This is a genomic window from Malikia sp. (assembly GCF_028687635.1).
Taxonomy (GTDB): Bacteria; Pseudomonadota; Gammaproteobacteria; order Burkholderiales; family Burkholderiaceae_C; genus Malikia.
In genome coordinates this window covers 19,923-32,035 of the sequence record NZ_JAQTZS010000016.1, presented here as the reverse complement: position 1 = coordinate 32,035, position 12,113 = coordinate 19,923, and the positions used below count along the sequence as shown (strand labels likewise).

Sequence of the window (12,113 nt, the reverse complement as noted above, 5' to 3'; positions counted from 1 at the left end):
CCAGTCAGCCCCTGAGCAGCGCGATCACCTCGTCGTCCTCGACCTGGTCGAAATGCCGGTAGAACTGGCCCACGGCCTGGAAATCCTCGGGCGCCGACAGGCAGACGACCTCGTCGGCCAGCGGCCGCACGCGCTCAAGCGAATCGGGTGCCGCCACCGGCACCGCGCAGATCAGCCGATCCGGCTGCCGATGCCGCAGGCCATGCAGGGCGGCGATCATGGTCGCGCCGGTCGCCAGGCCGTCATCGACCACGATCACGATCCGGCCCGCCGGGTCGATCGGCGGGCGGATCGGGGTGTACTGCGCGCGGCGCGACTGGATGGTGAGCAGCTGCTCGTGCTTCTCGGAGGCAAGGTAGTCCTGGTCGGCGCCGAGCGAAGCCGCATGGGGCGCGATGTAGCTCCAGCCACTCTCATCGACCGAACCGACCGCGACCTCGGGCGCGTAGGGCGAGCGCAGCTTGCGCACCAGCACGACATCGAACTCGCCGCCGAGCTCCTGCGCGATGGCCTTGGCCATCGGCACGGCGCCGCGCGGAATCGCGAGCACCAGCGGGTTGCGTTCACGGTAAGGCGCCAGCGCCTGGGCGAGCTGGTGCGCGGCATCGAGTCGGTCCTTGAACATGGCGTCCCCTGCTATGGCGGCATTCAGCCGGCGCGCTGCGGCTGCAGCAATTCGATGCGGAAATCGGGCTCGTAGGGCGGCAGATGGCATTCGACGATGCCGGCCGGCGCGATCTGCAGCTTGGCGCCAATCACATCGGCCGCGATCGGCAGGGTGGCGGCACAGCGGTCGGCCAGCACGGCGACGCGGATCTCGGCCGGCTGCTTGCGCGCCAGGTAGTCCAGCACCTTGAGCAGGGAATGCCCGGTGTAGAGCACATCGTCGACCACCAGCAGCGTCCAGCCGGCCAGGTCCAGCGCGGCGTGCTGGGGCTGCTCGTTCAGGCTTGTGTCGGGATGCAGCAGGGTCAGGTCGTCGGCGTAGCGCTTGACCTGCAGGTCCAGCCGCAGCGGCAGCGCCAGCCCGTGCAGGCGCACCAGGCGCTCGGTCAGGCGGTCGGCCAGCGGCGCGCCACGGCGCAGGATGCCGATCACCGCGACCCGGCTGCGAGCGTGCAGCAGCTTGGCTGCCTGCTGTGCCATGGCGTCGAGCAAGGCGTCGAGCTCGGCCTCGTCGTAGAGGCAGCTTCTGCTGCCCGGCGGTGCATTCATCGCGACTCCCTGCCGGGGTCGGATGCCCCGGTGCTCAGGCATTCTGGACAGCGCAAATCGCGCTGTCAATGCCCGGACCCGGCTGATCGGCGCTGCCGCTCAGGCCGGCTCGGCGACGGGCTCGGTGATGCCGATGCGATCCAGCGCCTCGGCCAGCTGCGCGACGCAGCGCTCGGGCTGGTGCAGCTTGTCGAGCCCGAACAGGCCGATGCGGAAGGTCGAGAAGCCGGCCGGCTCGTCGCACTGCAGCGGCACGCCGGATGCGGTCTGCAGGCCCAGCGCGAGGAACTTGCTGCCGTTCTGGATGCCGGGATCGTCGGTGTAGCTCACCACCACGCCCGGGGCCTGGAAGCCGGTCGCCGCCACGCTGCGGATGCCACGACGCTCCAGCAAGGCACGCACCTGGCGGCCGAGCTCGATCTGCTCCTGGCGCACCTGGTCGAAGCCGTAGGCACGGGTCTCCCGCATCACGTCGCGCAGCCGCACCAGCGCGTCGGTCGGCATGGTGGCGTGGTAGGCATGGCCACCGTTTTCATAGGTCTCCATGATCTGCAGCCATTTCTTCAAGTCGGCCGCGAAGCTGGTGCTGCTGGTGCCATCGATGGCGGCGCGGGCGCGCTCGCTCAGCATCACCATGGCGCAGGCGGGCGAGCCGCTCCAGCCCTTTTGCGGCGCGCTGATCAGCACGTCGATGCCGCAGGCCTGCATGTCGACCCAGAGCGTGCCGGAGGCGATGCAGTCGAGCACGAACAGGCCGCCGACCTCGTGCACCGCAGCGGCCACCGCCTGCAGGTAGTCGTCGGGCAGGATCATGCCGGCCGAGGTCTCGACATGGGGCGCGAACACCACGTCGGGGCGGAACTCGCGGATCGCGGCGACCACCTCGTCGACCGGACAGGGCACCCAGGGCGCCTGCGGCTGATCCGACAGCCGGCGCGCCTTGAGCACTACGGATTCGGCCGGAATCGAGCCGGCATCGAAGATCTGGCTCCAGCGGTAGCTGAACCAGCCGTTGCGGATCACCAGCGCCTTCTTGCCGGTCGCGAACTGGCGCGCGACGGCCTCCATGCCGTAGGTGCCGCCACCCGGGACCAGCGCGACCGAGCGGGCGCGGTAGACCTGCTTCAGGGTGGCCGAGATGTCCTGCATCACGCCCTGGAAGCGGCGCGACATGTGATTGAGCGAGCGGTCGGTGTAGACGACCGAGAATTCGAGCAGACCGTCGGGATCGACGTCGGGCAGCAATGCGGGCATGCAAGTCTCCTTTTGATTATGAAAAGAGCTTAGCACGCCGCCGCCCGGCTTGGCGGACCGGCGGGCGCTCAGGCGCCGAAGCGCTGCTGCAGCTCCTGCAGGCCGAGCTCGTCGAGCACCTGCTGCAGGCGCGCGCGCGCGCTGGCCTTGCCATTGCCGACCTTGCGCGCCAGGATCAGCTCGTTCTTCATCGAGTGCTCCCAGCCGACCAGCTCGGTCACGGTGACCTGGTAGCCATGGGCCTCCAGTTCGAGGCAGCGCAGCACGTTGGTGATCTGGCTGCCGAACTCGCGCGTGTGCAGCGGGTGGCGCCAGAGCTCGCCCAGCGGGGTGCGCGACAGGGTCAGCGCCTTGTGCTTGCGCAACACGCTGGCGACCTCGGCCTGGCAGCAGGGCACCAGCACCATGCAGCGCGCGTTGCGCGCCAGGCCGAAGGCGATCGCGTCGTCGGTGGCGGTGTCGCAGGCGTGCAGCGCGGTGACGACATCGACCTCGGCCGGGATCTGGTCCGAGGTCATGGCCTCCTGCACCGTGGTGGCGACGAAGCGCATGCGATCGAAGCCCAGGCGCTCGGCCAAGGCACGGGAGCGCTCGACCAGCTCGGCGCGGGTCTCGACGCCGTAGACCCAGCCGACCTCGCGCGGGCGGAAGAACAGGTCGTAGAGCATGAAGCCGAGGTAGGACTTGCCGGCGCCATGGTCGACCAGGCTGACGTCGCCGCGCGCGGCCAGCGCCTCCCGCAGCAGCGGCTCGATGAACTGCAGCAGGTGGTTGACCTGCTTGAGCTTGCGCCGCGTGTCCTGGTTCAGCTTGCCCTCGCGCGTGAGGATATGCAGCTCCTGGAGCAGCTCGATCGACTGGCCGGGGCGCAGCTCGGGCAGCTGCTCCTGGATCGATTTCTCGGGCGCGCGCGCGCCGCGCTGGCCTTCAGCGGAGCGCTGGGCGGGACGATTTTTCTTGGGGGCTTGGGAGGCTGACATGGGCCGATGATAGGCGAGCCACGCGGGCAATGGAGCGCTGCGACAATCGCGCCATGCTCAGATCCGATCACGACCCCGACCTGCATCCCTATGACGCCCTCACGCCCGACGTCGTGCTCGACGCGCTCGACGGCATCGGCCTGCGCGGCGACGGCCGGCTGCAGGGCCTGAGCTCCTACGAGAACCGGGTCTACCTGGCGCGACTGGAGGACGGCGGCGCGGCGGTGCTCAAGTTCTACCGGCCCGGGCGCTGGAGCGAGGCGCAGATCGAGGAGGAGCACGCCTTCGCCGAGGAACTGGCCAAAGCCGAGGTGCCGATGGTCGCGCCACTGCGGCTGCAGGGCCGGACCTTGCATCAGCACGGCGGCTTCCTGTTCAGCGTGAGCCCGGCGCGCGGCGGTCGCCGGCCCGAGCTCGACGACCCCGAGGTGCTGGAGTGGATCGGCCGCCTGCTGGCGCGGCTGCACCTGGTGGGCGCGGCCAGACCGTTCGAACTGCGGCCAGCGCTGGACGCCACGACCTTCGGCCAGGAGCCGCTGGCCTGGCTGATCGAGCAGGGCGACCTGCCGCCCGAGGCGGCCAGCCGCTGGCGCGAGGCGGCACAGGCCGCGCTGGTGCTGGCGACCGAGGCGATGACTGCCTGTGCGCCGCAAGGCCGGATCGCCACGCTGCGCCTGCACGGCGATTGCCACCCCGGCAACATCCTCTGGACGCCGGACCAGGGCCCGCATTTCGTCGACCTCGACGACAGCCGCAGCGGCCCGGCGGTGCAGGACCTCTGGATGCTGCTGAACGGCGACCGGCGGCAACAGCAGCGCCAGCTCGGCGCCGTGCTCGACGGCTACGAGACGATGCGCGAGTTCGACCGGCGCGAGCTCGCGCTGATCGAGCCGCTGCGCACGCTGCGCCTGCTGCACTACAGCGCCTGGCTGGCGCGACGCTGGAGCGATCCGATCTTCCCGATCAACTTCCCCTGGTTCGGCAGCGCCGCCTACTGGCAGGAGCAGGCCGCCATCCTCTGGCAGCAGGTCGAGGCGATGCGGCAGCCGGCGCTGGTCGCCTGACCAGGCTCAGTTGCGGGCGTGCGTCAGCTGCAGGCCGTCGACACCAGGCAAGCCGCGCAGCAGACGCGCGAGGTCGAACAGCGAGATCGCGCGCGGCCGGCTGCGCAGCGCGACCAGCACGAACTGCCAGTTCACCTGCTGGTGCTGGCAGGCGATGTGCAGCGAGCCCTCGGCCAAGGCATAACCCCAGTCGCGCATCGCCGCCTTGATCGCCTGGTCATCGGGCTCGTGCCCCGGCAGGAAACTCAGCGTGATGCCCGCGGCCGGCAGCGCCGGCAGGCGTGCCTCGATCTTGACGCCCCACATCATCAGCGACGCCGACAGCAGCGCCAGCAGGATGGCGGCCGGATAGAAGCCGACGCCGACCAGCACGCCGATGGCCGAGGTGGCCCAGATCGATGCCGCCGTGGTCAAGCCGCTGATGTTCAGGCCGTCGCGCATGATGACGCCGGCCCCGAGAAAACCGATCCCGGTCACGATGCCCTGCACCACCCGGGTCGGGTCCACGGACAGATGCGCGGTATCGGCCTGGCCCCACCAGAAGCCGGGATAGCCGGCGAACACGGTCAGCGCGCAGGACGCCATGCAGACGATGCCGTAGGTGCGCATGCCGGCGGCCCGGCTGTGATAGCTGCGCTCGTAGCCGACCAGCAGCCCCAGCAGCAGCGCGCCAGACAGGTTGGCGAACAGCAGCAGGTTGATCTCAAGGATCGGCAGCGACCAGTAGCGCGCCCAAAGCGACAGGCTGGCGTCCATGGCCATCAGCGCTGCGCTGGCGGGTTGGACGGGCGGACGGGATCGTAGAGCACCGTGCCGGTGCCGACTCCAACCCCGGCGCGCGCGCCGCTCTCGCCCAGCGGCACGCTGGTGCCGACACCCACGTTGCCGGTGACACGGCCACTGGAGTTGACGCCCACGCCCGCCCCGACCGGACCGGCATGAGCCCCGACCCCGAGCTGAACCCCGCCGCTGCCGACGCCGACCCCCAGCGAAACGCCGGGCACGATGGGCACCGAAATGCCAGCCCCCACCGAGCCGCAGCCCGCCAGGATCGATGACAACAGGACGGCGGAAAATCGGTGCGAGATCATGGCCTGATGCTAACGCGCCTGCCAGCGCCAGGCCAAACGCAAATGAAAAAGGGCTCCACCTGGAGCCCTTCTTGACTGGCAAGCGCCCCGGTTTACACCAGCAAGGCGTTGACGCGCTTGACGTAGGCGGCCGGATCTTCCGGCAGGCCGCCCTCGGCCAGCAGCGCCTGGTCGAACAGGATATGCGCCAGGTCATGGAAATGGGCCGAGCCTTCGAGCTTCTTGACCAGGGCATGGTCGGCGTTGACTTCCAGGATCGGCTTCATGTCGGGCACCGGCTGGCCGGCCTGCTTGAGCATGCGCGCGAGCTGGGTGCTCATGCCGTGGTCCTCGGCCACCAGACAGGCCGGCGAATCGACCAGGCGGGTGGTGACGCGCACGTCCTGCGCCTTGTCCTTGAGCGCTTCCTTGAGCTGGTCCAGCATCGGCTTGAAGGTCTCGGCGGCCTGTTCGGCGGCCTTCTTCTCCTCCTCGTCCTGGAGCTTGCCCAGATCGACGCCGCCCTTGGCGACCGACTGCAGCGGCGTGCCGTCGAACTGATTCAGGAAGGACAGCGCCCACTCGTCGACGCGGTCGCTCATCAGCAGCACCTCGATGCCCTTCTTCTTGAAGACCTCGAGCTGCGGGCTGTTCTTGGCGGCGGCCAGGGTGTCGGCGGTGATGTAGTAGATCGCCTCCTGGCCTTCCTTCATGCGCGCCTTGTAGTCGGCGAAGGTGACGCCGACGGCATCGCTCTGGGTCGAGGCGAAGCGCAGCAGCTTGGCGAGCTTGTCCTGGTTGGCGAAGTCCTCGCCCAGGCCTTCCTTGAGCACGGCGCCGAACTCGGCGTAGAACCTGGCGTAGCGGCCGGCATCCTTTTCCGCCTGCTGCTTGTCCTCGTCGGACAGGGCGTCCCATTCCGCGCCTTCGGGCTTGCGATCCTTCCTGGCCAGGTCTTCCAGCATGGCCAGCACGCGGCGCGTGTTGCCCTCGCGGATCGCCTTGACGTCGCGGCTCTCCTGCAGCAGCTCGCGGCTGACGTTGAGCGGCAGGTCGGCCGAGTCGATCACGCCCTTGACCCAGCGCAGGTAGGTCGGCATCAGCGCCTCGGCCTCGTCCATGATGAAGACGCGCTTGACGTAGAGCTTGACGCCGGCCTTCTTGTCGCGGTTCCACAGGTCCATCGGCGCCTTGGCCGGCACGTAGAGCAGCTGGGTGTACTCGGTGCCGCCCTCGACGCGGTTGTGGCTCCAGGCCAGCGGCGCCTCCTGGTCGTAGCTGATGTTCTTGTAGAACTCGGCGTACTGCTCGTCGCCGATGTCCTTCTTGGCGCGGGTCCAGAGCGCGCTGGCCGAGTTGACGGCCTCCCACTCGTCCCGCAGCACGGACTCGCCCTTCTCGGCATCCCACTCCTCCTTGCGCATCAGGATCGGCAGGCTGATGTGGTCGGAGTACTTCGCGATGATGCCCTTGAGCTTCCAGCGGTTCAGGTACTCGGTCGCATCGTCGCGCAGGTGCAGGATCACGCTGGTGCCGCGCGCGGCGCGCGTGATGGTCTCGGTCTCGAAGTCGCCGCTGCCGCCGCTGATCCAGCGCACGCCGTCCTCGGCCTTGAGGCCGGCGCGGCGCGACTCGACCGTGATCTTGTCGGCGACGATGAAGCCCGAATAGAAACCGACGCCGAACTGGCCGATCAGCTGCGCGTCCTTCTTCTGGTCGCCCGACAGGCGGCCCATGAAGTCCTTGGTGCCGCTCTTGGCGATGGTGCCGAGGTGCGCGATGGCCTCGGACTCGCTCATGCCGATGCCGTTGTCGGTGATGGTCAGCGTCTTGGCCTCCGCATCGAAGGCAACGCGCACTTCGAGGTTCGGGGCGTCCTCGTACAGCGTGGCGTCGTCGAGCGCCTCGAAGCGCAGCTTGTCGCAGGCGTCGGACGCGTTGGAGATCAGCTCGCGCAGGAAGATTTCCTGGTTCGAGTACAGCGAGTGGGTGACGAGGTGCAGCAGCTGGGCCACTTCGGCCTGGAAAGCGTGGGTATGTTTGCTCATGGTCTAGGCAGTAAAACTCGACGTGGAATTCGGGGGAGGCAGCGACCGGCCCGATGGTGTAGGACACCACCCGGCCGGTCAGCACACGACTGGCTAGTTGGCGACGGCGACGGTGATTTCAAGGGCCGGGACGTTGATGTGGCCTGGAGGGGTCGCGGGGAGTGCGGCGGACTCCTCATGGTGCGAGCACAAATCGTCGCCCGCCGCACCCCCCGCGACCCTGGGCGACGACTGGCTTGCCATCAGCGCAGCGTGAACTTAGACAGCCAGAAGCCCCCGTTCTCGGCCTTGGTCTTGATGCGCAAGGTGCTGAAGCCCCTGGGCACCGCGATCGGGATCGCCGCGTTGTCGCGCGGCGTGCTCAGGCTGTTGCCACTCAATTCGAAGGCGGCCGTCACGGTCTGGTTGTTGAGCAGCACGTCGATCTGGTTGCCGCTGCGGGCGGCGGATGCGGTGATCACCAGCGAGTAGTTGCCGGCCTGCGGCGCGTGGATCAGGTAGTCAACATGACTTCCAGGGTGAAGGTACTTGACCTGGTCCTTGGATTTCTCGCTATAGGGCTCGAAGTTTTCCAGATAGGCCAGTGCATCGAAGCTGCCGGGCACCTGGTTGCGGGCCTTGATGGCGGGCAGCAGGCCGTTGCGGGTCTGGTCCATGCACTGGATCTTGGGCACGTCGGTGAGCGCCAGATCGGTCGTCAGCCCCCAGGTGCCGTACTGGGTGTCCCAGTTGCTGGCACCGGCGGTGTACCACATCAGCATCTGGCCGCCGCCGGCGTACCAGCTGCTCAGGTAGCGCTTGCAGATGTCGAGCAGGCGCGGGTCGAGGCTGGCGGCCTTCTTGGCCGCGATGCTGCCCGGGCCGAAGGTGTCGGCTCCGGCCTCGTAGGCGAAGAACGGCAGGCCGTACCAGCTGGCGAAGGCGACGTTCTTCTCGAAATAGGCCTGCTTGGGCATCGCGGTCACCGAATCGCTCATGGCTTGCAGCACGGCGTCGACGCTCAGGCCATCGACCAGCTGCAGGCTGCCCAGGTTGAAGTACGGCGCGCCGGCGAAGGCGTAGAAATAACGTGACGGCGGGCCGTAGACCGCATCGATGAAATCCAGGCCGAGCTGCGCGACATAGGTCTGCACCACCTGGCTGGCGAACACCGGGCGCACCTTCGTCATCATGGCCGCGTCGCCGTAGACGCCGCGGAAGATGTCGCTGATTTCCTTGCCGCGCTTGGCGATGTAGCGGTAGCCGATCACATCGACATGGGTCTTGCCGTCATGGGCCAGCGGCGATTGCGGGTTGTCATAGAGCTCCTTGGTCGCGAGGTTGCGGTTGGTCGCGAACTGCTGGAACTGCGAATTCCAGACTTCGTTGCTGTATTCGACATAGATCTTGCTGTTGGCGTTGAGCGTCGATTTCAGCAGCCGGGCGAGCTGCAGCACATAGTTGTCGTCGGCGGCGACCGGGATGTTGATCCAGATGTCCTTCTGCGCCTGGTTGGCCAGCGCGATCACATGCTCCCAGGGCACGCCGGTCGTCGTGCGATGTGGCAGATTGGGCGGCGTGCGCGTGGCCCAGGTCGTGCTCGGATTGTTGTTGGTGCGCACCCAGTCCATGAAGCGCAGCACCTTGAAGCGCGCGACATGGTCGATGAACTCCTGCGTGAACAGCGGCGGGTTGAGGGGGTCGTAGCCCGGCCGCACCACCTTCAGATTCTTGACGCCGGCGCCGGTGTTCTTGAAGATCAGCACCATGTGCGCGCCAGCGGGGTTGTCGGCGTTCGAGGCGCGCACCACGTCGAACGTGGTTCGGTTGAGCGCCACGTCGTAGCGCAGGTTCTCGATCTTGGTGTTGTACGACGCGCTCAGGCTGACGTCGGCCTTGCCGGTGAACGACGCCTTGTATCGGCCCTCCATGCCGGGAAGCGTCATCAGGAAAATGCCGAAGTCGCCGGTCGGCCAGAGGTCGCTGCCGACCGGCGCGATGTCGGCCGCTCCGCCCCAGGGGTGATCGGTCGGGCCGAAGGCGCGCCCCTGCTTGACCAGGTCGGCATAGACCGGCGTGTAGGAATAGTCAGTGATGTCGGGCAGGTTGGCGCCCAGGTAATCGGCCGGCATCGCAATCGCAGCCTGGCTGGAGACTGATACCGTGTACTGCAGCAGCCGCATGGCCGTGGTCTGCCCGGTGCATTTGGCGGCCACGGCGGCACTGCGCTGGAGGTACTCGGTACGTTTGCCCAGCGCGGGCGGCGTGACGCCCAAGGTGAACTGGTTGCCCTTGGCCGCCAACACCGGCGCATTCTGCTTGACGCCGTTCTTGTACAAGCTGCCGCCACTGACCGAGAAGCACTGACCGACGTCATCGGTGCCAGCCACCCAGGCCGGCGACAGGCTCTCCTTGCCAGCCGCAACACCCTCGGCAGCGTACTTGTATTTGTCGATCACCTGGTCGCGACCGCCCGAGCTGTCGACCCATGGCGTCAAATCGGCCTTGCGGTACAGCGTCTTGCCATACGCCTTGTTCAGATTGCTTGCGACCAAGCCCAGGTCGACGGCCAGCGCCGCCTGCTGCAGCTGTTCCGTCACGCTGCGCCCCAGCTTGATCGAGTTGTTGAGCAGACCGTCATCGCCGAGATCGGCCCCCATCTCGCTCAGGAAGGCCGTGACGCCGCCCGCGTTGTTGCGCTGATTGCCGACATGGGCAACCAGGCCTGAAATCGCCGCCAGGGCCTGATCGGCCGGACGCGACTGGCTCAGATCGAGCTCCATGAAGTTGGCCGGCGCGCTTGCCGTACCGGACAGCAGATCGGCGCCGTTGGCAATGCCCAGGGCATCGAGCAGCTCGCGCTGGGCCTTGGCACGCGCCACCTTGAACGCCAGGGCTGGCTTGCCCGTGACCAGGGTGCGGATGCGCTCCGTCGTGGCATCGCTCAGCAGGTTGACGTTGACGGCCCGATCCGCGCCGGCCGAGAGATCGCTCAGGCCGCGCAGCGCCACCCACTGGTCGCTGTTGCCGGTGACCTCGTTGAAGTAATAGCCCTGGGCGGTCGTCTCCAGATAGGGACTGGTGAACTTGCTGGACGGAAAAAAGGTGCCGCGATCATCCTTCGTCTCGTAGCTGTAGCTCTTGCCGTTGGGCGCCAGCGCGGTGGCGTCGAGCTCGTTGAGCGTGACCACCGACCCGCGGGCCAAAGGCCCCTTCTGCGCCAGGCCGCTCTCGACCAGATAGCCATCGGCAGTTTGCTGGACCGCCCCTCCCTCGCCGCCACCGCAAGCCGCGAGCGCCGCGACGACGGTCAGCGCGATCGCTGTTCTCTTCCTCATGAACGATTCCCCTTTTCAGATCCGTTCATTTTCACTCATTTATATGAATTTTTATTCTCAGAACCTTTCATTCTCGCCCAGGAAGCGCCATTCGCCCAGCGGCAGGTTGCCCAGCACGACGCGGCCGATGCGGATCCGCTTGAGGCCCACCACATGCAGCCCGACCTGCTCGCACATGCGGCGGATCTGGCGCTTCTTGCCTTCCTTCAGCACGAAGCGCAGCTGGTCCGGGTTCTGCCACTCGACCTGGGCCGGGCGCAGCGGCTGGCCGTCCAGGCTCAGGCCGTGGCGCAGCAGCGCCAGCCGCTCGGGCGGAAACACCGCCTGTGGGTCCTGCATCACCACGCCGACGCCCTTGGGACCGTTGGGCGCCCAGTGCACGCGCACCAGGTATTCCTTCTCGACCTCGGAATCCTCGCCGATCAGCGCCTTGGCCACGCGGCCGTCCTGGGTCAGGATCAGCAGCCCGGTCGAGTCGATGTCGAGCCGGCCGGCCGGCGCCAGCCCGCGCGTGTGGCCGGCCTCGAAGCGGCGTGGCACGCGATCCTCCTTCCAGCGCGTGCGCGGCTGCACCAGCACGGCGGCGCTCTGGTGGCCGTCCTCGGGCAGGCCGCTGACATAGCCGATCGGCTTGTGCAGCAGGATGGTGACGCGGGCGCCCTGCTGGGCCGTGGCCTGCGGCGCGACCTCGATCTGGTCAAGCGCGGTGACCTGCTGCCCCATCTGCGCGACCCGACCATTGACCAGCACCCAGCCACGCTCGATCCACTCGTCGCCCTCGCGGCGCGAGCACAGGCCGAGGTCGGACAGGCGCTTGTTCAGGCGCACCGGCTCGCTGGCATCGCGGCTGTCGGGCCGTGCCGCCGGCCTGGGCGGGCGCGCCGCAGCAGGCATCTGCCCCTGGGGCCGAGGGCTGCGCGGCGGCTGGGCCTGGCGCGCGGTCGACTGCCCGCTGGGCGCGGGACGCGAGCTGCGGGTCGCCTCCCACTTCGGTTGGTCGGCGGCGGACTGCGGACGCTTGGGCAGGGACAGGGTCTTGGACATGGCGGAACGGGCCGGGGCCTTGGTGCGGAAATGACCAGATTCTCGCACCGTCGCCCGCTGCCGCACCGCCCGCAGCCGTCCAGCCCAGTCAGTTCGGCGTCAGGTAGCAGGCTTCGAATCC

At 68.0% G+C, this 12,113-nt stretch carries 10 protein-coding genes; 1 reads left to right on the top strand and 9 read right to left on the bottom strand.

Annotation, left to right across the window (positions count from 1 at the left end; all coding sequences use genetic code 11):
* Window positions 1–4: 4 nt before the first annotated feature.
* From PHR85_RS10530 to PHR85_RS10515, 4 genes are all read right to left on the bottom strand, one after another.
* Entirely contained in the window at window positions 5–625 is a 621-nt protein-coding gene (locus PHR85_RS10530) for a phosphoribosyltransferase (protein ID WP_300054019.1), read from the bottom strand.
* A 23-nt stretch (window positions 626–648) separates the two neighbouring features.
* Window positions 649–1,215, bottom strand: coding sequence for a bifunctional pyr operon transcriptional regulator/uracil phosphoribosyltransferase (locus PHR85_RS10525; protein ID WP_300054017.1), 567 nt, complete (start codon window positions 1,213–1,215; stop codon window positions 649–651).
* Window positions 1,216–1,314: 99 nt separating this feature from the next.
* On the bottom strand, window positions 1,315–2,469 hold the full coding sequence (locus tag PHR85_RS10520; RefSeq protein WP_300054014.1) for an aminotransferase class V-fold PLP-dependent enzyme: 1,155 nt from the start codon (window positions 2,467–2,469) through the stop codon (window positions 1,315–1,317).
* Window positions 2,470–2,537: 68 nt separating this feature from the next.
* The gene (locus PHR85_RS10515; protein ID WP_300054011.1) at window positions 2,538–3,449 is read right to left on the bottom strand and encodes an SAM-dependent methyltransferase; all 912 of its coding nucleotides are present in this window, start codon (window positions 3,447–3,449) and stop codon (window positions 2,538–2,540) included.
* 53 nt (window positions 3,450–3,502) lie between these two features.
* Here PHR85_RS10515 and PHR85_RS10510 point away from each other — a divergent pair, with 53 nt between their 5' ends.
* Entirely contained in the window at window positions 3,503–4,513 is a 1,011-nt protein-coding gene (locus PHR85_RS10510) for a serine/threonine protein kinase (protein WP_300054008.1), read from the top strand.
* Between the two features lie 6 nt (window positions 4,514–4,519).
* Here the strand turns inward: PHR85_RS10510 and PHR85_RS10505 are convergent, their stop codons facing one another.
* From PHR85_RS10505 to PHR85_RS10485, 5 genes are all read right to left on the bottom strand, one after another.
* Window positions 4,520–5,275, bottom strand: a complete 756-nt coding sequence (locus tag PHR85_RS10505; RefSeq protein ID WP_367278734.1) for an MgtC/SapB family protein — start codon at window positions 5,273–5,275, stop codon at window positions 4,520–4,522.
* A complete protein-coding gene (locus tag PHR85_RS10500; protein ID WP_300054004.1) occupies window positions 5,275–5,604 on the bottom strand; it encodes a hypothetical protein in 330 nt (109 codons plus the stop codon). Before PHR85_RS10500 ends, PHR85_RS10505 begins: the two co-directional genes overlap by 1 nt.
* Window positions 5,605–5,696: 92 nt before the next feature.
* Window positions 5,697–7,631: a molecular chaperone HtpG gene (gene htpG / locus PHR85_RS10495; RefSeq protein ID WP_300054001.1), complete on the bottom strand. Its 1,935-nt coding sequence runs from the start codon at window positions 7,629–7,631 to the stop codon at window positions 5,697–5,699.
* A gap of 242 nt (window positions 7,632–7,873) precedes the next feature.
* Window positions 7,874–10,948, bottom strand: a complete 3,075-nt coding sequence (locus tag PHR85_RS10490; RefSeq protein WP_300053999.1) for a hypothetical protein — start codon at window positions 10,946–10,948, stop codon at window positions 7,874–7,876.
* A 57-nt stretch (window positions 10,949–11,005) separates the two neighbouring features.
* On the bottom strand, window positions 11,006–11,992 hold the full coding sequence (locus PHR85_RS10485; RefSeq protein ID WP_300053997.1) for a pseudouridine synthase: 987 nt from the start codon (window positions 11,990–11,992) through the stop codon (window positions 11,006–11,008).
* Window positions 11,993–12,113 lie beyond the last annotated feature (121 nt).